Raw genomic sequence first — 21,352 nt, forward strand, 5'->3', positions numbered from 1 at the left:
ATCACTCCAGATTCTGGACCTGCTCGCGGAACTGCTCGACCACGTTCTTCATGGCCAGCCCCGTGTTGGTCAGCTCGATGTCGTTCGACTTCGAGCAGCAGGTGTTGACCTCGCGGTGAAACTCCTGCGCCAGGAAATCGAGCTTGCGTCCGATCGGGCCGCCCTTGCCGATCAATTCGCGCGCCTGCGCGATGTGGGAAGCGATGCGGTCGAGCTCCTCGCGGATGTCGGCCTTGGTGGCGATCAGGATCGCCTCCTGCATCAGGCGGTCGGAATCGAACCGGTCCGAGGTGTCGAGCAGGGTTGCGATCTGCTCGGCGAGCCTGGCCTTGATCGCCTCGGGCTTGCGGCCCGGCGCAGCTTCCGCCTTGCTCGCAAGCTGCTCGATCTCGTCGACACGCTGGGTCAGGATCTGCCCGAGCGAAATTCCCTCGCGCCTGCGCATCTCGACGAGGTCGGCAAGCGCCTTGTCGAAGGTTTCGGCCGCGGCGGCACGCGCGGCCTTATCCTCCTCCTCGTCGCCCTCGGGCTCGGCGATCTCGACCACGCCCTTGATGGCGAGCAGGCCGTCGATGCTCGGCGCCACCGCGTCGACCTTGCCGGAGATCAGCGCGGCGGCCTTGAGGACCGCATTGAGCACGTCCTCGTTGATGCGGACCGTGGCGGCCGCATTGGTGCGCTTGACGTTGAGATTGGCGTAAACCGTTCCGCGCGACAGCAGCTCGCCAGCGTGCTTCTTGGCATGGGCCTCCAGCTCCTCGAAGCCCTGCGGCAGCCGCACCCTGAGGTCAAACCCCTTGGCGTTGACCGACTTCAATTCCCATTCGAACGTGTACGGCCCGCTCGCGCCGTGGCTTCGGGCAAAGCCGGTCATGGACGACAGCGCCATCGGTTCAGATTCTCCAGGAACACGGGATTCGCGAGGCTATCAAGCCACGCGAATCTTAAGACTATTTTGCCGGAAAGTGGAATCCGCAATGTCCGCAGGCAAGGCCCGCAAGTCTAAAGCGCGATGCGATTGGATGAATCGTCATCGCGCTTTAGGTTGTTGTTTAAGCACGATCTTTTCGGAAAGCCGCTGCGCACTTTTCCGGATCATGCTTTAGCGCTGGACCACCGGCGGAGAGGACTGCACCGCGCTCTGCCGGGCCGGCGCAGGATTGGCGGGACGAGTGGCCGGCGGTTTCTTCTGCTGGCTCGGCCGCGCCGGTGTGGTCGCGGTCGGCGTATCGGCGGCCGCCGGCGCGCTGCCCGCCGGCGGCTGCGCCTCCTCGGCCGGCTCGACCGTGTCGTTCTGGATCTGCTTTTCCATCGCGCGGAGCTTCGCGACGTTCTTCTGATGCGCGTCGTAGGTCTCGGTGAAGGCATGCCCGCCGGTGCCGTCCGCGACGAAATAGAGGTCGCGGGTGCGGGCTGGATTGGCGGCGGCCTCGAGCGAGGCCCGGCCCGGATTGGAGATCGGGCCCGGCGGCAGGCCCTCGATCACATAGGTGTTGTAGGGCGAGGGCTGCGTGATCTCGCTGCGCTTGATCGGCCGCCCCAGCGTGCCCTTGCCGCCGACGAGGCCGTAGATGATCGTCGGATCGGACTGCAGCTTGATCCTCTGCTTCAATCGGTTGACGAACACCGCGGCGACCCGGCTGCGCTCGTCGGGCTTGCCGGTTTCCTTTTCGACGATGGACGCCAGCGTGACCAGCTGCTCCGGCGTCTTGACCGGAATGTCCGGACTGCGGCGCTCCCAGATCTCGGCCAGCACGCGCTTGTGCGCCTGCTGCATGCGCTGGACCACCTGCTCGCGCGGTGTGCCGCGCGGGAACTTGTAGGTCTCCGGCAACAGCGTGCCTTCGCGCGGCAGCTCGCGCACGCTGCCGGTGAAGATGTCGTTGTCGGACAGCCGCGCCACGATCTGCTCGGAGGTAAGACCTTCCGGAATCGTGACGGCATGCTGCACCACCTTGCCCTCGACGATGGTGGCGATGACGTCGCGCAGCGACGCGTTCTTCTGGAACGAATACTCACCCGGCTTGAGGTCCGAGCTCGCCTTCAACGCGGCGACGCTGGCGATGAACACCCAGGGATTGATGTCGGTCACCCCTTCCCTGTTCAGCGTCTCGGCGATGTCACGCTTGCCCGCGCGCTGCGGGATGTTGACGATCTTGTCCTCCGTGAGCGGCCCGGGTGCTTCGAGCAGCTGCCGGCCGTAATAATAGACGCCGCCGGCGCCGAGCATGGTGATCAGCAGAAGGGTGATGATGGCATTGCCAATGATCACGAGAGGATTGCGCGCGCGGTCCGATCGCTTGGGCGGCGGCGGGAGTTGCTCGGGCTCGAGCGCTGCCCGCGGACTCCGGGGTGAAATGGGCGGCCTTTCACTCATAGAGACAACCTGAATCCTGCCGGTTCAATCGCGGCCGACAATCGCTTGCCCAGCCAAAATGCACGCGCCCACGTCCATGACTATCGCCGAATGCGGCAAAACGGTGGTTTCGTCTCAAACGCAAACTAACCGGCCAAGCGGCGGAAGATCACCGACGCATTGGTACCGCCAAAACCAAAAGAGTTCGATAACGTGACGTTGACCTCACGCTCCTTCGACTTGTGCGGCACGAGATCAATCGCAGTCTCGACCGAGGGATTGTCGAGGTTAATCGTCGGCGGCACGACGTTATCGCGAATCGCGAGGATCGCGAAGATCGCTTCGATCGCACCCGCCGCGCCGAGGAGATGGCCGGTCGACGACTTGGTCGAGGACATCGCAACCTTGGAGGCGGCATTGCCGAGCAGACGCTCGACCGCGCCGAGCTCGATCTCGTCGCCGAGCGGCGTCGAGGTACCGTGCGCGTTGATGTAGTCGAGATCGGACGGCGTGAGGCCGGCGCGCTTCAGCGCCGCCAACATGCTGCGGAAGCCGCCATCGCCGTCGGGCGACGGCGAGGTGATGTGATAGGCGTCGCCCGACAGGCCATAGCCGATCACCTCGGCGTAGATCCTGGCGCCGCGGCGCCTGGCGTGATCGAGTTCTTCCAGCACGAGGACGCCGGCGCCCTCGCCCATCACGAAACCATCGCGGTCCTTGTCATAGGGACGCGAGGCCTTCTCGGGCGTCTCGTTGAAACCGGTGGAGAGCGCGCGCGCGGCGTTGAAGCCGGCAATGCCGATGCGGCTGATCGGCGACTCGGCGCCGCCCGCGACCATCACATCGGCATCGCCGAGCGCGATCAGGCGGGCAGCATCGCCGACCGCGTGCGCGCCGGTCGAGCAGGCCGTGACCACGGCATGGTTCGGCCCCTTCAGCCCGTGCGCGATCGACACGTAGCCGGAGGCGAGATTGATCAGGCGGCCCGGAATGAAGAACGGCGACACCCGGCGTGGTCCGCGCTCCTTCAGGAGGATGGCGGTTTCGGCAATGCCGTTGAGACCGCCGATGCCGGACCCGATCATGGTGCCGGTCGCGCACTTGTCCTCTTCAGTCGCGGGATGCCAGTTGGCGTCGTCGAGCGCCTGGCCGGCCGCGGCCATGCCGAAGATGATGAAGTCGTCGACCTTGCGCTGGTCCTTCGGCTCCATCCACTTGTCGGGATTGAAGCTGCCGTTGGTCCCGTCGCCGCGCACGACCGTGCAGGCGATTTTGGTCTGAAGATCGGAGACATCGAAGCTCTCGATCCTGCGCGCACCGCTTTCGCCATTGAGGATGCGCTTCCAGGTCGGTTCGACGCCACAGCCGAGTGGCGAGACCATGCCGAGGCCCGTGACGACAACCCGCCTCATATCCGAAAACTCCGCATCGAAAGACTCACGGCCAATAGCAAGAAACCGGCTGACCGCTGCGAAGCGGCCCGTCCGGTTTCAATGTTGTCCCCGCGAAAATGAAGAGCTTAGCTCTTCGCGTTCTTCTCGAGAAACTTCGTGGCGTCGCCGACGGTGAGAATCGTTTCCGCAGCGTCGTCCGGAATCTCGCAACCGAATTCCTCTTCGAACGCCATCACCAGCTCGACGGTATCCAGACTGTCGGCGCCGAGGTCGTCGATGAAGCTCGCGTTGTCGACAACCTTCTCGGGCTCAACACCAAGGTGTTCGACCACGATCTTCTTAACCCGCTCGCCAATGTCACTCATTGCTTAACCTCGTGTTGTTCCCTGTAGACCCGACCCCCCGGGACGATACGAGCCGTCGTGGTCGTTTGACTGCCTTCGCTTACGAACTTGATTTGGCCCATCCTAACCGATGCAGGCCCGGCGAACGACGGCCAAAGGCTCCGCATCGCCAATATACAGGGTTTCAAAAACCTGCAATGGCGTTCTTTGCCCATCCGTTGAAGGTCCGGTTATCATACTTCAATTGCCTTGACTACAAGCCTCATTTCGCTCCGGAAACGGCCGTTTGCCGCATCCGGCACCGCCTTGACGGCAGTGCGGCACGAAGCGTCAGATCATGGCCATGCCGCCGTTGACGTGGATGGTCTGCCCGGTGACATAGGATGCTTCGTTCGAACTCAGGTAGACCGCGGCTGCCGCAATGTCTTCGGGCGTACCCAGGCGGGCGGCCGGAACCTTGGTTAGAATCGTTTCACGCTGCTTGTCGTTGAGCGCATCCGTCATCGGCGTCTTGATGAAGCCGGGCGCGATGCAGTTCGCGGTGACGCCACGCTTGGCATATTCGGCACCCAGCGTCTTGATCATGCCGATCAGGCCTGCCTTCGACGCAGTATAGTTGCCCTGCCCCGGATTGCCGGTGACACCGACCACCGAGGTGATGGCGATGATGCGGCCGAAGCGCTTGCGCATCATCAGCTTGGTTGCAGCGCGCGCCAGGCGGAAGGTCGCGGTCAGATTGACATTGATGACCTCGTCCCAGTCCTCGTCACGGAGTTGCACGAAGAGGTTGTCGCGCGTGATGCCCGCGTTGGCGACGAGAATGTCGACCTGGCCCATCGCAGCTTCCGCAGCCGGCACCAGCGCCTCGACCTCGTCTGCCTTGGAAAGATTGCAGGGCAGCACATGGGCGCGCTCGCCGAGCTTGCCCGCAAGCTCGTCCAGCACTTCCTTCCGCGTCCCCGATATCGCAACGGTGGCGCCCTGCGCGTGCAGCGCCTGCGCGATCGCGCCGCCGATGCCGCCGGTCGCGCCGGTGACGAGCGCCTTTCGGCCAGTCAGATCGAACATAGATAACTCCTCCAAAGCACGACCCGGAAAAATGCGCAGCGGTTTTCCGGAAAGATCATGCGTCAACTCGAGAACTCAAGCGCGGCGACCATTCATCGCGCTTCAAGCCTGCTTCGCAGCGGCCAATGCATCCCTGGCGGCGGCAATATCGTTCGGACCGCCGACCGCAACGCCCACGGCACCGTCCGCGATGCGCTTGACGAGACCTGTCAGCACCTTGCCGGCGCCGATCTCGAAGAAGCGGGTGACGCCCTGCCCGGCCATGTAAGCGACCGACTCGCGCCAGCGCACCGTGCCGGTGACCTGCTCGACCAGGCGGCGGCGGATCTCGTCAGGATCGGTGATGGCGCTCGCCAGCACGTTCGACACCAGCGGCGCGGCCGGCGCCTTGATCGTCACCTCGGCCAGCGCGGCCGCCATGGCGTCCGCAGCCGGCTGCATCAGCTTGCAATGAAACGGCGCGGACACCGGCAGCAACATCGCGCGCTTGGCGCCCTTGGCCTTGGCGATCTCGACGGCGCGGTCGACCGCGGCCTTGTCGCCCGAGACCACCACCTGCCCGCCGCCATTGTCGTTGGCGGCCTGGCAGACCTGCCCCTGCGCCGCCTCGCCGGCGACCTCCATGGCGGCTTCATAGTCGAGACCGAGCAGCGCAGCCATCGCGCCGGCGCCGACCGGGACGGCCTTTTGCATTGCGAGACCGCGCGTGCGAAGCAGACGGGCGGTATCCGAAACCGTCAGGCTGCCGGCCGCAGCCAGCGCTGAATATTCACCAAGCGAATGACCTGCGACGAAAGCCGCATCTCGTCCCACGGAAAAACCAGCCTCGGCCTCCAGGACGCGCAGCGTGGCGACGGACACCGCCATCAGCGCCGGCTGGGCGTTCTCGGTGAGCTGGAGGGTTTCGGCCGGACCTTCCCAGATGGTGGCCGTCAGCTTCTCGCCAAGCGCGGCATCGACCTCGTCGAACACGGCGCGCGCCACCGGAAAGGCGTCGGCCAGGGCCTTGCCCATGCCGACCGCCTGGGAACCCTGCCCAGGAAATGTGAATGCAGCCGTCATCGGCGCTCCCTGCTTGTCGGGCATGGTCCTATCGAGAACCGGCAGCCGATTGCGCACGGCCTTAGGCCATGGTTCCGGATCATGCTCCAAAGGGGGCCGTAGACACCGTCCGGGGCCGCACTGTCAAGCCGGGATGGGGGCTTCGACCAGCATTCAACGGGGAATGCGCCTTCTCAAAACCCGCCGGCGGTCTGGTTGGCATCGACGTCCGCCCCGGACTGCGCGCGGCGCGCACTGTTGACGAGTTGTCCCGGCCGATCCTCGCGGTTCGGCCTGGCCGTCGCCAGCCGCAGCACCGTCGCGTAATTCGGCTGCACTTCCATGCGGCCGGCGTGCCGGCTCGCACTGAGGAGGCGATGCACCTTCGGCAGATTGTAGCAGGGCACGTAGAACAACAGATGATGCTCGAGGTGATAGTTCACGTAATACGGCGCGATGAACAGGCGCTCGAGAAAATTGGCATGCGTGGTGCGGGTGTTGCGCAGGGGATCGCTGCTATCGGGGACGACGGCGTGCTCTGCAATGTTGCGAATGCGGGTGATGACCATCATCCAGGTCAGGAGCGGCACCAGCCATAGCAGCGGATAGGCCCACCACACGCCAGCCGCAGCGAGCGCCGCAAGCATGATCGCGTTGACGATGCATTGCGGGCCAAGTTTCTCCCAGAAATGCGCCGCACGCTGCCGCCACGGCCAGTCCTTTGGCCCAAGTGCGTTGAGCAGTTGCGCCTTGCGCTGCTGGTAGCCGGTCTGGCCGGTGATGTCGCGGATGAACTTGCGACGGTAGCTCAGCTTCGTGATCGGAAACGGCGCTGACAGCACGAGATCGGGGTCGTCCTCCTGCTGGGTGCGCGCATGGTGCTGAAGGTGATAGCGCCGGTAGCTGCGCGTCTCCGCAAACAGCGGATAGGCGCAGAACCACTGGCTTAGCGCCAGATTGGTCTTCTCGTCGGCGGACAGGCAGCCATGAGCACCGTCATGCATCAGGATCGCAAGGCCGAGCTGGCGCGAGCCGATGATGGCGACGGCGAGTATGTAGGTGATCGGATTGGGCCACCACGCGACCAAGGCGATGGCACCGATGATCAATGTCCAGGCGTGCGCGATCAGCGCCACGCCTTTCCATGTCACGCGCTGGCGCACGTCGGCGAGTTGATCGTCGGTCAGGAAATCGCGGGCACGCATGCGAAGCGCGGTCATGGCCTAACCCTCCTCATTCGAATTGCTGGATGCGCCGGCCTCCTCGACGAGGCGCAGGCGGGCGGTGTCGCCGGTGGATTTCGCCTGCTCGCCCAGCACGCGCAGCATCTCGGCGCAGAGCTCCTCCGGCGAACGGCCCATGGCATAGCCTTCGAGAATGACGCCGATGGCGACGGCCCAGAACCGCCGCGAGGTTTCGTCGGGCGCACGCAGGGAGCGCCAGCCGTGCCGCTCGACCTGCCCCGCATAAGCGCGCGTACCCTCGCTGTGCAGGCGTTCGATGGTGCGCTCCACGAGGGGCGCGAGATCCTGGCGACGACGCGTCAGCGTCAGCGCTTCGGCGAAGAAGGCAACCGAATCGCTCGCCGTCACGGACTTGGCCAGCGCGTGGATGTATTCCCCAGGCGTGCGCGCCTTCAGCGCCGCCTGCTCGGTGGCGCGTGCCAGATACAAGAGATCGCGGCAGGCGCATTCGACGAACAGCGCCTCCTTGGTGCGGAAGTAATAGGTGATCTGGCTCGGGAACGCGTCCGCGGCAGCCGCGATGTCGGTGATTGCCGTGCCGGACAGCCCCCGCTCCCGAAACAGCGGGCTCGCGGCGTCCAGGAGCAGCGACCGCATTTTGCGACCGGCCGAGCGCGTCGCACGCGCGGCGTGCTTGGGGTCGCCCGCCGCCTCGAGCGGCTCATGGGCCAAGGTTTCTACCATGGATATCCTCCACATCGATTTGTTTGTATGTCATACAAACAAACAGATCAAGGAGATATGATGGTATGGGAGGATGGTCCGGCTTCGCCGGCGTGGGATCCGGCCGAAACTTGGCCCCCAAACTTGCAAAGCCGGCCAAAATCCGTATAAGGCGCGCATCCGCAGACCCCGGCCGGGAGCTGAACGGACGGTCTCAGCAAATCATTCGTGATTTTGGTGTGGCAGGGCCAGTCGGTCCGTCGTCCCGTGTTTCCGCCTTCTGAGCTTGATCCCAGAGTCCTTTCCGAAGGTCTCTTAAGGGTTTGACGCCGGGCGATGCGCCAACATGAGGAAAGGACGTCCATGCCTCTTTACGAGCATGTTTTTCTTGCGCGCCAGGACGCGAGCCCGCAGCAGGTCGAAGAGCTGACTGCGCAGATGACCGGTATCGTCGAAGGTCTCGGCGGCAAGATCACCAAGACCGAGAATTGGGGCGTGCGCTCCCTCACCTACCGCATGAACAAGAACCGCAAGGCGCACTTCGTGCTGCTCAACATCGACGCGCCGTCCGCGGCGATCGCCGAGATCGAGCGCCAGGAGCGCATCAGCGAAGACGTGATCCGCTATCTCAGCGTCCGCGTCGAGGAGCTCGAGGAAGGCCCGTCCGCGATGATGCGCAAGGCCGACCGCGACCGCGAGCGTGACGATCGTGGCGGCGGCTTCCGCGGCGAGCGCGAAGGCGGCTTCCGGGGCGACCGCGAGGGCGGTTTCCGCGGCGATCGCGGTCCGCGCCGTCCGCGCGACGAAACTGAAACCACGACGGATGGGGAGTAAGACCAATGGCTGAAGCTGGTGCACGTCGCCCGTTTTTCCGTCGTCGCAAGAGCTGCCCGTTCACGGGCGCCAATGCGCCGAAGATCGACTACAAGGACTCCAAGCTGCTGATGCGTTACGTCTCCGAGCGCGGCAAGATCGTGCCGAGCCGCATCACGGCGGTGTCCGCGAAGAAGCAGCGTGAACTCGCCCGCGCCATCAAGCGCGCGCGCTTCCTGGGCCTCCTGCCCTACGTCATTCGCTGATACGACCAATTCGACCGGCGGCCGCTGGGCCGCCGGTCGTGACTTTTTCGAACTCATAAGGCTTCCGGGTCGTCCGGTCGCCGATGGTTGGGGCAAACGACGCCTCTAACCGCTCGAAGGGAGCGGGACAGCTGATGATGGCTTTTGCACTGATTGCCCTGATCGCCGGCGCCGCGTCGGCCCTGATGTTCGCCTCGATCATCTCGGGCGCGATGATCTCGCTCGTCCTGTTCTATCTCGCACCGCTGCCGCTGATGGTCGCCGCGATCGGCTGGGGACCGCTTTGCGCCAGCCTCGGCGGCATTGCCGCCGCGACCGGCCTCGGCGCCCTGTTCGGCCTGCCCTACTGCATCGCCTTCGCCGTCACCGTCGCGTTGCCGGCCTGGTGGCTCGGCCATCTCGCCCTGCTCGGCCGGCCGGTGGGAAGTCTCGCGCCGGACGCCGCCTCCGCCAAATCGGCGCCAGCCCCCGAGATCGAGTGGTATCCGGTCGGCCGCCTCCTGCTCTGGATCGCAGGCTTCGCCACGCTGACCACGATGGCCGCCCTGCTCACGCTCGGCAGCGACGCCGAGACCATCACCGGCACGCTGCGGCGCGGGCTGATGCGCCTGCTCCGCACCACCGACCCGCAAACCTCGGGCGAAGCCAGCCAGTTCGTCGACGCGCTGGTGCGCATGGTCCCGGCCGGCGCCACGATCATCGCGATGATGACGCTGACTCTCAACCTCTGGCTCAGCGCAAAGGTGACCGCGACGTCGGGCCGGCTGCGCCGTCCCTGGCCGGATCTGATGGCGGCCGAACTGCCGCCAATGACCCTAGTGGCGCTCTGCATCGCGCTGGCCTTCTGCTTCACCGGCGGACTGCTTGCCATCGTCGCGCAGATCGCCACGGCCGCGCTGATGATGGCCTATGCGCTGACCGGTTTCGCCGTGCTGCATACGCTGACGCTCGCGCTGAAGAGCCGCACATTCTGGCTCGGCTCGACCTACGTCGTCGTCGTCGTGTTCGGGTGGCCCGTGCTCGCGATGGTCATCCTCGGTCTTGCGGATGCCGTGTTCGGCTTTCGCGAGCGCTTCCTGCGCGGCCGGCAGCCGCCCCCACTGCCAACGCCTTAAGTCACCCCGAAACTGAAACCTACAGAGCACTTCAAGAGGAGAACGAATATGGAAGTCATTTTGCTGGAACGCGTCAACAAGCTCGGCCAGATGGGCGAAGTCGTGAAGGTTCGCGACGGCTACGCCCGCAATTTCCTGCTCAAGCGCGGCAAGGCGCTGCGCGCCACCGCCGACAACCGCGCCAAGTATGACGGCATGAAGGCCGATCTCGAGGCCCGCAACCTCGCCTCGAAGGCCGAGGCGTCCAAGGTCGCCGAGAAGATCGAAGGCAAGAACATCATCGTGATCCGCCAGGCGTCGGAAGCCGGCCAGCTGTTCGGCTCCGTCAACGTGCGTGACATCGTCATCGCGTTCGAAGCCGATGGCGTTTCGCTGGCTCGCCCGCAGATCCAGCTCGATGCGCCGATCAAGACCATCGGCAAGCATACGATCACCGTCGCCGTTCATCCCGAGGTCGAGGTCGAGATCACCGTAACGGTCGCGCGCAGCCAGGACGAGGCCGAGCGCATCAACCGCGGCGAGGATATCTCGACCCGCAACGAGGACCGCGATGCGGCTGCCGAGGCGATCGCCGCCGCCGGCGAGTTCTTCGATCCGGACGCCCAGCACGAGGACGCCGAGCCGGCCCCGGCTGCGGAAGAGAAGTAAGCGAGGAAAGTCGTTCCGGGGCGGTCAGCAAGACTGAACTATGGTGCGCAATTGCGCACCGGGGAACCTCGAGATTCCGGGTCTGGCGCTTGCGCGCCATCCCGGAATGACGAATTCAATCAGAAGCCCGGTCGCCTCAGGCGGCCGGGCTTTTCGTTTTGCCGGCGACGTCCTCGCTCAGCATTGCGATCGAGGCCAGCGCGGTTGCCGTGTGTTTCTCGACTCCGTCGCTGACGCAGAACACGTCGGCCGCAACCACAGCGACCTGTCGGCCCGGCTTGATCACCTTTGCCCGGCAGATCAGCTTTTCACCGATCGCTGGCGACAACAGGTTGAGCTTGTATTCGGCCGTCAGCGCCGCCTGGCCGCGCGAGGTCGCGGCCGCGATCGTCGTGGCGTTGTCGACCAGGAAGGCGGTCACGCCGCCATGAAAGAAGCCGTGCTGCTGAAGCAGCTCCGGCCGGCGCTCCACGGCGATGGTGCAGGTGCCGCGCGACAATTCGGAGAGCTCGGCGCCCACCAGGTTCATGAAACCCTGCCGGCCGACATTGGCGTGGATACGTTCGGCAACGGCTGCGAATTCCGGATCAGCTTCGGCCCGCATGCGGTCTCTCCCTATTGCCTGTTGATGCGATCGAGCGGCCTCAGCGCACGAATGGCGCAAGCGATCAGCGTGTCGGCCTCACTGCGCGGATCGGTGCGGTCGCGCCCCGACAGAAAGGCACGGCAGAAGATCTGCGCCGGACCGATGAGCTGGCTGACGAACATCACCGGCGTCATCGGCAGCAGCTCGCCGCCTGCAACAAGCGGCGCCCGCCAGCGCTCGATGCCTTCGGCAAGCCGCGCGTTCTGCGCACGCTGGGCATTGCGCACGTCCTCGCCCCATTCGCTGCGTGAGATCTCGAAGAGGTAGCGCGCCTCGCGCCGGCTGGTCACGACCCAGTCGAGATGCGCCCGGATCAGGCGATCGATGCCCTGCTCCGCATCGGGCACGGGATCGAGCGCCGCCAGCACCGCGGCGTGATAGTGCCGCAAGACCTCCAGGAACAGCGCACCGGCGAGCTCCTTCTTCGAACCGAAGGCATGAAAGAAGCTGCCGTTGGAGGCGCGGGCCCGGGTGCGGATCGCGGCCACCGTCGCGGCTTCGAAGCCGACGCGGTCGAACACCAGCAGCCCGGCCGCCAACAGATCGTCTCGCACGCTCGCAGCCATCGACGGGCCTCCTAGAGTATCACTCTAGAGCAATACTCTAGTCGTAGTCAATGCGATGCGGAGGCCGCATTGAAAGCGGCCTCCGCATGTCGGTGAGAAGGTAGCGGATCTAGCGCGAGATCGGAGGTGCCGGCGGGCCGGACGACTGCGCCGGCGGTGCTGCAGCGGTCGCGGGCGGTGCCGGGTCCTGCTGCGGCCTGGCCGCCGGTTCGGGGCTCGCTGCAGGCGCGGCCGGCTTGGAAGCGGCCTCGTCCGCCGGCTTGGACGACGCCGGTTCGGCGGGCCTTGCCGCGGCAGGTGCAGCCGGCGCCACTTGCGGGACCGGGTCGGGTCGCAGTGCCGGAGCTTCGCTGCCGCGCGTCTCGACCTTTGAGCTATCCGGCCTGGCCTCAACGGGCTTCTCGGATGCCTTGTCGGAGGCCTTGACGCTGTCGGGCTCGGCCTTGACGCTGTCGGGCTTGACGGCCTCAGGCTTTGGCTCGCTCTTCTTGTCCTCGGTCGCCGGCGCGGCGGCATCGACCTTGGGGGCTTCCTCAGTGCCCGGCTTGGCGCGCCGCTTGCCTTTGCGCGGCTCGGGCACTGTCTGTCCCTCCGGCGTCGCACCTTCCTCGGCAGGTCGCGCCGCGCGCTTCTGGCGCGCGCCCTCGGGGGCCGGAGCAGCACCCTCGCCCTCCGGCCTGGCGGCCTCTTGCGAGCGGTGGCGGCGGCCCTGATGCTCAGGCGACTGGCCCGGAGCGGTATTGGATTCCTTCTCCCTGGCGCCGTCCTTCTTGCCGTCCTTGGCCTGATAGCGGGTGTCGGTGGCACCGTTGGAGACCAGGTAGGAGGCGAGGACGCCCGCCATGTCCGAGCTCGTTGTGTAGTGCTGGCGCAGGAATCCCGGCAACGAGCTCGGCGTGACGGACTTCAGGAGTCCGCGCGGGCTCTTGTGGCAGGCGTTGCAGGTCTGCGCGAAAAGCTGGGACGGGGTCTTGCCGGCTTCGAGGTTCGTCGCCTGCGCAAGAACGGTATCGGCCGCGCCGAAGCCGGTCAGAAGCAATACCGTCGCGAGGCTGAGCGCTCGGCTCGACATTCCCATCATCTCCATTGAATTCCGCGAATGCAGCCGGCCTCCGGCGCAGCGGCGGTCACCTTTTAACCGATTGAGCTGCGAATGGAAGCAGGCTCCGCGCGCAAGGATGTGATTAAGCCATTTTCGAATATCGGCTTTGAATACAGCGCAATAGCGCAGCCGGAACCGGCTCGCTAGATTTGGATGCAAACGCATAGGAACCGCTGCGGCGCCTGGGCGTCAGATGTGAAGGCCGGGTTAGTCGCATCTTTCGGGTTCGCTCGAGAGGAAATGTCGATGGACCGTTTGTTGCACAGATTCCTGTCTCAATTCATCCGGCGCGGGTCGATGACGGTGACCAGCGCAAACGGATCGAAGTTCACCGTCGGCGACGGCTCCGGCGAGCCGGTCGCGGTGCGCTTCGTCACAGCGGATGCGGAGCGGAAGAGCCTCGTCAATCCCGAGCTCGGGCTCGGCGAGGCCTATATGGACGGCGAGTTCGTGGTCGAGCGCGGCACCATCGCTGATGCCCTCGCGATCCTGCTCGATCAACCCGACCTATTGCCGCACTGGGCTAAACCGTGGTGGCACCTGCGCTACCTCACGCGGCACCTGAAGCAGTTCAATCCCCGCACCCGCGCGCGCCACAACGTCGCCCATCACTACGATCTCGACGGCCGGCTCTATTCGCTCTTTCTCGATGCCGACAAGCAATATAGCTGCGCCTATTTCGAAACGCCGGAGATGCCGCTCGACGACGCGCAGCTTGCCAAGAAACGGCACATTGCGGCGAAGCTCCTGATCAAGGACGGCCAGCGCGTGCTCGACATCGGCTCCGGCTGGGGCGGCCTCGGGCTCTATCTCGCCGAGATCGCGGGCGCCGATCTCACCGGCATCACGCTGTCGACCGAGCAGTTGCAGGTCGCCAATGCACGCGCTGCCGAAAAGGGCCTGACGGACTCGGCCAGATTCCAGCTCCAGGATTATCGCGACATCGACGGTACCTTCGACCGCATCGTCTCGGTCGGCATGTTCGAACATGTCGGGGCAAGGTTCTACGACGCCTATTTTCAGCGCTGCGCCGAATTGCTGAGCGAGGACGGCGTCATGCTGCTGCACGCGATCGGCCGTTCGCAGGGCCCGGACTCGACCAATCCCTGGATCGCCAAATACATCTTCCCCGGCGGCTACATCCCCGCCCTGTCGGAGGTGCTGCCGGCGGTCGAGCGGGCGGGCCTGCTGGTCTGCGACATCGAGATTCTGCGCCTGCACTATGCCGAGACGCTGAAGGCCTGGCGAGAGCGCTTCATGGCGCGGCGCGAGGAGGCGGTGCAGCTCTACGACGAGCGCTTCGCCCTGATGTGGGAGTTCTATCTGGCGGCCTGCGAGATGACGTTCCGCAAGCAAGCCATGATGAACTTCCAGATCCAGCTGACCCGTCGCCAGGGCGTGGTGCCGATGACCCGCGACTACATCCAGCGGGAGGATGCCCGGCTGCGGGCGCGTGAGGCCTCGGCCATGCCCAGGCTCAAGCTGGCTGGTGAATAGACCCCAGGTCCTAGTGACGCAGGGTCGACATCAGGGAGGTCCGGGAAGATGCCGCTAGGGCCAGTTGCGCGCGCAGCTGCCGCAGGATCTCGGGTGCGACCGGCTGGCGACGGACGTCGGGCCGTTGCGCGTGCTCCATGGCCGCGATCAACCCGGACAGCCAAAGCCGGCTGCCAGCCTCGCTTCGCCAGTTCTGGTGCTGCCGTTCTGGCTGCATCGCTCGCCTCGTGTCCCTGTTGGCGGGGGAATGGGACAATCCCCGGCCGGCCTGGCTGTTCCGCATTATCCCCGAAAGAATCCGGGGAGATGTGATCTGTTTCACATAAGTCTGGTCGGGGCTGTCTTAGACCGTCGCCATGAGCAAAGAGACCCGAACCTCATTCGACGTGCCGGACGACCTCCGTACCGATTATGCCCTGATCGTCACCGGCGTCGGGGCCGCCTTGGTTGCGCTGGTCTACCTCCTGCTGGTCTGAACCGAGCCGAACGCGGCCAGCGTGCGTCATTTCGCGCGTTCTCAATACGTCTGCGCGCCGGTCGATAGGGTTCATGGGTTTCAGTATTTTTCGATGGCGCGGCCCCTGCCGCGCCGCGCGAGTTCCGCGGAAATCCGTCAAGCACGGCGCATGCTGCGACTGCTAATCATCCACCATTTTAACTGAGCGGTTGATAGCGATCAGCTTTTGCTTCCGCTTTCGCCTGCGGCGGCGCTTTATCCCGGCCCCGCATCCGCCCAAGAAAATTGCTAAGCACCTCCGACCATGGCCCTGACTGATTCGAACGTTCTCAAACTCGCGCCCGATGCCGGGACTCCGGCCTATCGGAGCGCGCCGCACAATATCGAGGCGGAACAGAGCCTTCTGGGCGCGATCCTGGTCAACAACGACGCCTTCTACCGCGTCTCCGACTTCCTGGAGGCGAAACATTTCTTCGAACCGCTGCACCAGACGATCTTCGAGACCGCCGGCAGCCTGATCCGGATGGGCAAGATCGCGACGCCCGTCACGCTGAAGACGTTCCTGCCAGCCGATACCGATGTCGGCGGCATGACCATCGGACAATATCTGGCGCGGCTTGCCGCCGAAGCCACCACCATCATCAACGCCCAGGACTACGGCCGCACCATCTACGACCTCTCGTTGCGGCGCGACCTGATCGGCATCGGCGAGGACATGGTCAACGTCGCCTACGACGCACCGGTCGATTTCCAGCCACGGGCGCAGATCGAGGACGCCGAGCGCAAGCTCTATGAACTTGCTGAATCCGGCCGCTATGACGGCGGTTTCCAGAAGTTCTCGCAGGCGTTGGCGGTCGCGGTCGATCTCGCGGCAAAGGCGTTCCAGCGCGACGGAAAGCTGTCCGGCATCTCGACGGGCATGCGCGACCTCGACACCAAGATGGGCGGCCTGCAGCACTCCGACCTCATCATCGTCGCGGGCCGTCCCGGCATGGGCAAGACCTCGCTCGCGACCAACATCGCCTACAATGTCGCACGCGCCTACGTTCCGGAACTCCAGGCCGACGGCACCACGAAGGCTGCCAATGGCGGCGTCATCGGCTTCTTCTCCTGCGAAATGTCGGCCGACCAGCTCGCCACGCGTATCGTGGCCGAGCGCACCGGCGTTCCCTCCTCCCACATCCGCCGCGGCGGCATCTCGGAAGCCGATTTCGAGAAGATCCGGGAGGTCTCGATCGAGCTGCAATCGCTGCCGTTCTATGTCGACGCCACCGGCGGTCTGTCGATCGCGCAGCTGATGGCGCGGGCGCGACGGCTGAAGCGCCAGAAGGGCCTCGATCTGCTCGTGATCGACTACATCCAACTGCTCTCGGGTTCGAGCAAGCGCGCCAGTGACAGCCGCGTGCAGGAAATCACGGAGATCACCACCAGCCTGAAAGCGCTCGCCAAGGAGCTCAACGTTCCCGTGATCGCGCTGTCCCAGCTCTCACGCCAGGTCGAATCCCGCGACGACAAGCGACCGCAGCTCTCCGACTTGCGCGAATCCGGATCGATCGAGCAGGACGCCGACGTTGTGCTGTTCGTTTACCGCGAGGAGTATTACCTCGCGATGAAGGAGCCCCGCCCAGGCACGCCTGAACACGAGAAGTGGCAGCTCGACATGAGTCTTGCGCACGGAAAGGCCGAGGTCATCATCGGCAAGCAGCGCCACGGCCCGACCGGCACCGTCGATCTGGCGTTCGAAGCCTCGGTCACGCGGTTCGGCGATCTTGCGCCTGACAGCCAGCTGCCGGCTCGCAGCGACAACGACTACTGAGTTCCTTGAACCGGACCGGCCACTTGCGTAAAACGGCGCCATGACAATGGCGTCCGACCCGAAACCCCTCTCGCAATCCGGCCTTCTCTCCGGGGAGGCCAATCAGGCTGCCGCGCTCGCGGCCTATGGCGGCGTGCTGACCGTCGATCTCGATGCTGTCATCGCCAATTGGCGCAAGCTCGAGAAGACGGCGGTGCCGGCCGAATGCTCGGCGGTGATCAAGGCCGACGCCTATGGCTGCGGCGCCGAGCAGGTGTCACGGGCGCTGAGCAGAGCGGGCTGCAGGACCTTCTTCGTCGCCACCCTCGAGGAGGCGCGCAAAGTGCGCGCCGCCGTGCCGGAGCCCACGATCTACGTGCTCGGCGGTTATTTCCAGAACACCGGCGAGCACTACGCCAAGTTCAATTGCCGTCCGGTGATCGGCGATCTGAACGAGCTCGCCGAATGGGACGTATTCTGCCGCCGCAGCGGCTGGACCGGGGGCGCGGCTGTTCACATCGACACCGGCATGAACCGGCTCGGCCTGACGCTTGCGGACGCGCAGGCCATCATCCCCCGCATCAACGCCGGCGATCACGGCATCACGCTGGTGATGAGCCATCTGGTCTCGGCCGAGCAGCTCAACAGCCCCATGAATGCCAAGCAGCTCGCGACCTTCCGCAACATTGCCAGCGAGTTCACGGGCGTCCCGGCGGCCCTCGCGAATTCCTCCGGCATCTTCCTCGGTGCGCCATTCCAGTTCGACCTGGTCCGACCGGGGGCCGCGCTCTACGGCGTCAACCCGACGCCGGAGGCCGACAATCCGATGCAGCCGGTGGTCGAGCTCAAGGCGCGCATCGTGCAGATCCGCAATATCGAGCGCGGCGAGAGCGTCGGCTATGGCGGCACCTGGACCGCGCGGCGGCCGACGAAACTCGCGATCATCGCGGTCGGTTATGCCGACGGCTATTTCCGTGCCGCCAGCTCCAATGACGGCACCCGCGGCGCCGACGTCATCGTGGCCGGCAAGCGCTGCCCGATCGCGGGCCGCATCTCGATGGACCTCATCGCCATCGACATCACCGACCTGCCGCCGAACGCGGCGCGGCGCGGTCACATGGTAACGCTGCTCGGCGACGGCATCACCGTCGACGAACTCGCACACCATTTCGGCACGATCGGCTACGAGGTGCTGACCAGCCTCGGCCACCGCTATGCGCGCGTCTACAAGGGCGGCGATGTGGTGGAGCCGCTCGCAAGGCCGGAGCCCGAGGCGAGTACCGGCCAGCCGCCTTCCCCACCGCCGATCGAGCAGCCGGCGGCCCCACCGCCGGGCTAAGTGGCGTTCTCGTGCCCCGGACGCAGCGCCGCGCTCCTTCAGCGATGCGCTGCAGAGCCGGGCCCCATCTCTCAACAGTGTACCGTGTCGCCCGTCTGGGTCCCGGCTCTGCGCCGCATCGCTTTCGCGCTGCGGCTTGTCCGGGACACGAGGTTTACTTCTTCTTCCGGCTGTCGAGTGCCGCCTTGCAGGTCGCGCTGAGCTGGTCGCGTTTGGCGTTGAGGCATGCGACGATGCCGCCGCCCGGCGAGATGCCGGCGCAGAACTTGTCGTAGTCCGCCTTGCACGCGCCGCGCGTTTCGGCCGACTGTGCCGTGGCCCCGGAGTACGCGACGACGAAGGCGATGGCGGCAAAGCTCAATTTGGACATTGTATCTCCGGAGACGGAAGGCAGGAGCCGGTAGCTCTACATGAAGATCGCGACATTCAACATCAACAACATCAACCGCCGCCTGCCCAATCTGTTGGCATGGATGCGCGTCGCAAAGCCCGATGTCGTCGCGCTTCAAGAGTTGAAGGCAAGTGATGGCGAATTTCCGGCGGCTGCGATCGAAAAGGCCGGCTACGGTGCGGTCTGGTGTGGACAGAAGACATGGAACGGCGTCGCCATCCTGGCCCGCAATGCCGAGCCCATTCTCACCCGCGACCGCTTGCCGGGAATGCCTGGCGATCGCGAAGCCCGCTACATCGAAGCCGCCGTGCGCGGCATCATCGTCACCAGCATCTACTTGCCCAACGGCAATCCGCAGCCGGGGCCGAAATTCGACTACAAGCTCGACTGGTTCGCGCGGCTCAAGCGCCACGCCAAGACGTTCATCAAGCAGGATCTGCCCGTGGTGCTCGCCGGCGACTACAACGTCGCGCCAACCGAGATCGACATCTACCTGACGCGCTCGTGGGACAAGGATGCGCTGATCCAGCCGAAGAGCCGCGCGGCCTTTGCATCGCTGGTCGAACAAGGCTGGTGCGACGCGATCCGCGAGCTCCATCCAAGCGAGCGCATCTACACGTTCTGGGACTACAAGCGAAACCGCTGGCCGCGCGACGCAGGCCTGCGGCTCGATCATCTCCTGCTCAGCCCTGCCCTCGCCCTGCGCCTGGCAAAAGCCGGCGTCGACAGGAAGATCCGCGGCGAGGACGGCGCCAGCGATCACGCGCCGGCGTGGGTGGTGCTGCGGTGAGCCAAGTGGCCGTCAGCAGCGGGTAGCCCGACGAAAACATGAAAAACAACCCCATGCACAGTAGCCGACCCCTATCCGGTCAATGGCTTACGGATAACCCGAAATCAAAGTTGATCTGTCGGGCAAAACACTGGCATGATGTCACCATCGAAGGCGTCCACGTCGCCGCCGAGGGCTCTTCAGATCGCCCCTTCATCGGGAATATTGAGAATCTTGCCACAGGCCTTGCAATGCACGGCGTCGGCGTCATGCCTCTGGAGCCCGCAAGCCGGACACGGAAATCGCACCTTGTTGGGACTGAGGAGCGCGCGGGCGAGATTGAAGAACAGCGTTACGCCGAAAATCATGATCACGACGGTTATCAAGCGACCGACCGTGCCCGACAGGGTAATGTCGCCAAAGCCGGTCGTCGTCAGCGCCGTGACGGTGAAATACAGGGCGTCGGCATAGTTCCTGATCTCGTCGTTGCGAAATTTCTGAGTCTCGTAAACGATCCCGGTCATGACGAATATGAAGACTGCCAGGTTCGTGACGGCGAAGATGACGTCTTCGTTGCGACGAAAGAACGGAGAATCGACGCGCAACCTCACCAGCATCTGGTAGTCACGAAGCAGCCCCAAGGTTCGCAGGATCCGGAGAAAACCGCCCGCCTCGCCGGCAAGCGGCGCCAGGAAGGATACGATTGCAACCATGTCGGCCCACGTTGCGATTTCAGTGAATTTTCGAAACGGATGCCGAGCGACGAGGAGCCGAGCCGAGAAGTCGGCAAGCAGCATGACGCCGAACAGGACATCGAGCGTTTCAATGATCTCACTGGGCTGCAGGAACGAGGTTGCGATGATGAACAGCACCGTCACGATGTCGAAGACGAGCAGCGCATAGCGGAAGCGCACGCCGCTCGACGTCGCACCCTCGTAAAGGTCGCGCACGTTGCTTCTGAGAGACGTGAGGGTCACGGCATCATGATCCCGGTTCGCACCGATGATTGCAATTCGAAAAGCCCGCGGCAAGCACAGGTTCCCTCGCCCGGCGCGAATCGCCGGTACCGCTGCCAGGCGCTAAACTCTCCCGATTCGTGGAGACTGTCTTGGCCTTTCTCTTCGTCCTCAGCGTCGGCCTCGTCGCCGGCACCATCTCCGGCATCGTCGGCACCGGCTCGTCGATCATGCTGATGCCGGTGCTGGTCTATGCCTATGGGCCGAAGGAGGCCGTGCCGATCATGGCGGTCGCCTCCGTGATGGCGAACTTCTCGCGGATCCTGGCCTGGTGGCGTGAGGTCGATTGGCGGGCCTGCGCGGCCTATTCGGTCACGGGCATTCCCGCCGCAGCGCTCGGTGCGCGGACGTTGCTGGCGCTGCCCTCGCACGTCGTCGATCTCGCCATCGGTATCTTCCTGATCGCGATGGTGCCGGTGCGGCACTGGCTGGCGCGGCACGACCTCAAGGCCAATCTCTGGCATCTGGCTGTCGGCGGCGCAGTCATCGGCTATCTCACGGGCATCGTGGTCTCGACCGGCCCGCTCAGCGTGCCGCTGTTCCTGTTCTACGGGCTCAGCAAGGGCGCCTTCCTCGCCACCGAAGCGGCCTCTTCGCTCGGCCTCTACTTCGCGAAATCAGTGACCTTCGAGCGTTTCGGCGCGCTGACGGCCGATGTGTTCTTGAAGGGCCTGATCGCGGGCTCCTCGCTGATGTCAGGTGCCTTCATCGCAAAACGCTTCGTGCTGCATCTGAGGCCGGACGTGTTCCGCCTGGTGATGGACGCGATCATGATCGCAGCTGGCCTTTCGATGCTCTGGAGCGCAGCCCAGCCGTAAGACA

22 protein-coding genes are annotated in these 21,352 nt (G+C 64.9%); 9 read left to right on the plus strand and 13 right to left on the minus strand.

Annotation, left to right across the window (positions count from 1 at the left end):
- Position 1: 1 nt before the first annotated feature.
- From EDE08_RS25140 to EDE08_RS25175, 8 genes are all read right to left on the minus strand, one after another.
- Positions 2–889 carry a YicC/YloC family endoribonuclease gene (locus EDE08_RS25140; protein WP_131871547.1) on the minus strand — a complete coding sequence of 296 codons (888 nt, stop codon included), beginning with the start codon at positions 887–889 and terminating at the stop codon, positions 2–4.
- A gap of 213 nt (positions 890–1,102) precedes the next feature.
- Positions 1,103–2,377, minus strand: coding sequence for an endolytic transglycosylase MltG (mltG, locus tag EDE08_RS25145; RefSeq protein WP_131871546.1), 1,275 nt, complete (start codon positions 2,375–2,377; stop codon positions 1,103–1,105).
- 125 nt (positions 2,378–2,502) lie between these two features.
- Positions 2,503–3,768, minus strand: a complete 1,266-nt coding sequence (gene fabF / locus EDE08_RS25150; protein ID WP_131871545.1) for a beta-ketoacyl-ACP synthase II — start codon at positions 3,766–3,768, stop codon at positions 2,503–2,505.
- Between the two features lie 107 nt (positions 3,769–3,875).
- Complete coding sequence (locus tag EDE08_RS25155) at positions 3,876–4,115, minus strand: acyl carrier protein (protein WP_008551805.1); 240 nt, start codon at positions 4,113–4,115, stop codon at positions 3,876–3,878.
- Positions 4,116–4,424: 309 nt separating this feature from the next.
- Entirely contained in the window at positions 4,425–5,162 is a 738-nt protein-coding gene (gene fabG, locus EDE08_RS25160) for a 3-oxoacyl-[acyl-carrier-protein] reductase (protein WP_027574176.1), read from the minus strand.
- Between the two features lie 102 nt (positions 5,163–5,264).
- Positions 5,265–6,224, minus strand: a complete 960-nt coding sequence (fabD, locus tag EDE08_RS25165; RefSeq protein ID WP_131871544.1) for an ACP S-malonyltransferase — start codon at positions 6,222–6,224, stop codon at positions 5,265–5,267.
- 173 nt (positions 6,225–6,397) lie between these two features.
- Positions 6,398–7,423: a fatty acid desaturase family protein gene (locus EDE08_RS25170; protein ID WP_131871543.1), complete on the minus strand. Its 1,026-nt coding sequence runs from the start codon at positions 7,421–7,423 to the stop codon at positions 6,398–6,400.
- Positions 7,424–7,426: 3 nt separating this feature from the next.
- Positions 7,427–8,131, minus strand: a complete 705-nt coding sequence (locus EDE08_RS25175) for a TetR/AcrR family transcriptional regulator C-terminal domain-containing protein (RefSeq protein ID WP_131871542.1) — start codon at positions 8,129–8,131, stop codon at positions 7,427–7,429.
- Positions 8,132–8,473: 342 nt separating this feature from the next.
- Here EDE08_RS25175 and rpsF point away from each other — a divergent pair, with 342 nt between their 5' ends.
- The 4 genes from rpsF (at position 8,474) to rplI (ending at position 10,952) form a co-directional block, all read left to right on the plus strand.
- The gene (rpsF, locus tag EDE08_RS25180; RefSeq protein WP_131871541.1) at positions 8,474–8,944 is read left to right on the plus strand and encodes a 30S ribosomal protein S6; all 471 of its coding nucleotides are present in this window, start codon (positions 8,474–8,476) and stop codon (positions 8,942–8,944) included.
- Positions 8,945–8,949: 5 nt separating this feature from the next.
- Positions 8,950–9,189 carry a 30S ribosomal protein S18 gene (gene rpsR / locus EDE08_RS25185; protein ID WP_007592020.1) on the plus strand — a complete coding sequence of 80 codons (240 nt, stop codon included), beginning with the start codon at positions 8,950–8,952 and terminating at the stop codon, positions 9,187–9,189.
- A gap of 134 nt (positions 9,190–9,323) precedes the next feature.
- Positions 9,324–10,304: a DUF2232 domain-containing protein gene (locus tag EDE08_RS25190; protein WP_131871540.1), complete on the plus strand. Its 981-nt coding sequence runs from the start codon at positions 9,324–9,326 to the stop codon at positions 10,302–10,304.
- A 48-nt stretch (positions 10,305–10,352) separates the two neighbouring features.
- Positions 10,353–10,952 carry a 50S ribosomal protein L9 gene (rplI, locus tag EDE08_RS25195; protein WP_131871539.1) on the plus strand — a complete coding sequence of 200 codons (600 nt, stop codon included), beginning with the start codon at positions 10,353–10,355 and terminating at the stop codon, positions 10,950–10,952.
- A gap of 136 nt (positions 10,953–11,088) precedes the next feature.
- On the opposite strand, the gene EDE08_RS25200 is transcribed toward rplI, so the two are convergent.
- From EDE08_RS25200 to EDE08_RS25210, 3 genes are all read right to left on the minus strand, one after another.
- Positions 11,089–11,556 carry a PaaI family thioesterase gene (locus EDE08_RS25200; protein WP_131871538.1) on the minus strand — a complete coding sequence of 156 codons (468 nt, stop codon included), beginning with the start codon at positions 11,554–11,556 and terminating at the stop codon, positions 11,089–11,091.
- An 11-nt stretch (positions 11,557–11,567) separates the two neighbouring features.
- Positions 11,568–12,164 carry a TetR/AcrR family transcriptional regulator gene (locus EDE08_RS25205; protein WP_131871537.1) on the minus strand — a complete coding sequence of 199 codons (597 nt, stop codon included), beginning with the start codon at positions 12,162–12,164 and terminating at the stop codon, positions 11,568–11,570.
- Between the two features lie 109 nt (positions 12,165–12,273).
- Entirely contained in the window at positions 12,274–13,236 is a 963-nt protein-coding gene (locus tag EDE08_RS25210; protein ID WP_165936163.1) for a hypothetical protein, read from the minus strand.
- Positions 13,237–13,512: 276 nt separating this feature from the next.
- Here EDE08_RS25210 and EDE08_RS25215 point away from each other — a divergent pair, with 276 nt between their 5' ends.
- The 3 genes from EDE08_RS25215 (at position 13,513) to alr (ending at position 18,354) form a co-directional block, all read left to right on the plus strand.
- The gene (locus EDE08_RS25215; RefSeq protein WP_165936162.1) at positions 13,513–14,763 is read left to right on the plus strand and encodes a cyclopropane fatty acid synthase; all 1,251 of its coding nucleotides are present in this window, start codon (positions 13,513–13,515) and stop codon (positions 14,761–14,763) included.
- A gap of 761 nt (positions 14,764–15,524) precedes the next feature.
- A complete protein-coding gene (locus EDE08_RS25225; protein WP_061876691.1) occupies positions 15,525–17,036 on the plus strand; it encodes a replicative DNA helicase in 1,512 nt (503 codons plus the stop codon).
- Between the two features lie 46 nt (positions 17,037–17,082).
- Complete coding sequence (gene alr, locus EDE08_RS25230; RefSeq protein WP_165936177.1) at positions 17,083–18,354, plus strand: alanine racemase; 1,272 nt, start codon at positions 17,083–17,085, stop codon at positions 18,352–18,354.
- Between the two features lie 154 nt (positions 18,355–18,508).
- Here the strand turns inward: alr and EDE08_RS25235 are convergent, their stop codons facing one another.
- The gene (locus EDE08_RS25235) at positions 18,509–18,724 is read right to left on the minus strand and encodes a hypothetical protein (RefSeq protein ID WP_131871532.1); all 216 of its coding nucleotides are present in this window, start codon (positions 18,722–18,724) and stop codon (positions 18,509–18,511) included.
- 40 nt (positions 18,725–18,764) lie between these two features.
- Between EDE08_RS25235 and EDE08_RS25240 the strand changes: the two genes are divergently transcribed.
- Positions 18,765–19,535, plus strand: coding sequence for an exodeoxyribonuclease III (locus EDE08_RS25240; protein WP_131871531.1), 771 nt, complete (start codon positions 18,765–18,767; stop codon positions 19,533–19,535).
- Positions 19,536–19,714: 179 nt separating this feature from the next.
- On the opposite strand, the gene EDE08_RS25245 is transcribed toward EDE08_RS25240, so the two are convergent.
- Entirely contained in the window at positions 19,715–20,491 is a 777-nt protein-coding gene (locus EDE08_RS25245; RefSeq protein ID WP_131871530.1) for a potassium channel family protein, read from the minus strand.
- A 131-nt stretch (positions 20,492–20,622) separates the two neighbouring features.
- Here EDE08_RS25245 and EDE08_RS25250 point away from each other — a divergent pair, with 131 nt between their 5' ends.
- Positions 20,623–21,348, plus strand: coding sequence for a sulfite exporter TauE/SafE family protein (locus EDE08_RS25250; RefSeq protein WP_131871529.1), 726 nt, complete (start codon positions 20,623–20,625; stop codon positions 21,346–21,348).
- Positions 21,349–21,352: the final 4 nt, after the last annotated feature.

It is taken from the genome of Bradyrhizobium sp. R2.2-H, assembly GCF_004346455.1.
GTDB lineage: Bacteria > Pseudomonadota > Alphaproteobacteria > Rhizobiales > Xanthobacteraceae > Bradyrhizobium > Bradyrhizobium diversitatis.

Excerpts from the sequence above, each read along its gene's own strand:
- EDE08_RS25140 (WP_131871547.1), bottom strand. The coding sequence starts at position 889 with ATGGCGCTGTCGTCCATGACCGGCTTTGCCCGAAGCCACGGCGCGAGC.
- mltG (WP_131871546.1), bottom strand. The coding sequence starts at position 2,377 with ATGAGTGAAAGGCCGCCCATTTCACCCCGGAGTCCGCGGGCAGCGCTC.
- fabF (WP_131871545.1), bottom strand. The coding sequence starts at position 3,768 with ATGAGGCGGGTTGTCGTCACGGGCCTCGGCATGGTCTCGCCACTCGGC.
- EDE08_RS25155 (WP_008551805.1), bottom strand. The coding sequence starts at position 4,115 with ATGAGTGACATTGGCGAGCGGGTTAAGAAGATCGTGGTCGAACACCTT.
- fabG (WP_027574176.1), bottom strand. The coding sequence starts at position 5,162 with ATGTTCGATCTGACTGGCCGAAAGGCGCTCGTCACCGGCGCGACCGGC.
- fabD (WP_131871544.1), bottom strand. The coding sequence starts at position 6,224 with ATGACGGCTGCATTCACATTTCCTGGGCAGGGTTCCCAGGCGGTCGGC.
- EDE08_RS25170 (WP_131871543.1), bottom strand. The coding sequence starts at position 7,423 with ATGACCGCGCTTCGCATGCGTGCCCGCGATTTCCTGACCGACGATCAA.
- EDE08_RS25175 (WP_131871542.1), bottom strand. The coding sequence starts at position 8,131 with ATGGTAGAAACCTTGGCCCATGAGCCGCTCGAGGCGGCGGGCGACCCC.
- rpsF (WP_131871541.1), top strand. The coding sequence starts at position 8,474 with ATGCCTCTTTACGAGCATGTTTTTCTTGCGCGCCAGGACGCGAGCCCG.
- rpsR (WP_007592020.1), top strand. The coding sequence starts at position 8,950 with ATGGCTGAAGCTGGTGCACGTCGCCCGTTTTTCCGTCGTCGCAAGAGC.
- EDE08_RS25190 (WP_131871540.1), top strand. The coding sequence starts at position 9,324 with ATGATGGCTTTTGCACTGATTGCCCTGATCGCCGGCGCCGCGTCGGCC.
- rplI (WP_131871539.1), top strand. The coding sequence starts at position 10,353 with ATGGAAGTCATTTTGCTGGAACGCGTCAACAAGCTCGGCCAGATGGGC.
- EDE08_RS25200 (WP_131871538.1), bottom strand. The coding sequence starts at position 11,556 with ATGCGGGCCGAAGCTGATCCGGAATTCGCAGCCGTTGCCGAACGTATC.
- EDE08_RS25205 (WP_131871537.1), bottom strand. The coding sequence starts at position 12,164 with ATGGCTGCGAGCGTGCGAGACGATCTGTTGGCGGCCGGGCTGCTGGTG.
- EDE08_RS25210 (WP_165936163.1), bottom strand. The coding sequence starts at position 13,236 with ATGTCGAGCCGAGCGCTCAGCCTCGCGACGGTATTGCTTCTGACCGGC.
- EDE08_RS25215 (WP_165936162.1), top strand. The coding sequence starts at position 13,513 with ATGGACCGTTTGTTGCACAGATTCCTGTCTCAATTCATCCGGCGCGGG.
- EDE08_RS25225 (WP_061876691.1), top strand. The coding sequence starts at position 15,525 with ATGGCCCTGACTGATTCGAACGTTCTCAAACTCGCGCCCGATGCCGGG.
- alr (WP_165936177.1), top strand. The coding sequence starts at position 17,083 with ATGGCGTCCGACCCGAAACCCCTCTCGCAATCCGGCCTTCTCTCCGGG.
- EDE08_RS25235 (WP_131871532.1), bottom strand. The coding sequence starts at position 18,724 with ATGTCCAAATTGAGCTTTGCCGCCATCGCCTTCGTCGTCGCGTACTCC.
- EDE08_RS25240 (WP_131871531.1), top strand. The coding sequence starts at position 18,765 with ATGAAGATCGCGACATTCAACATCAACAACATCAACCGCCGCCTGCCC.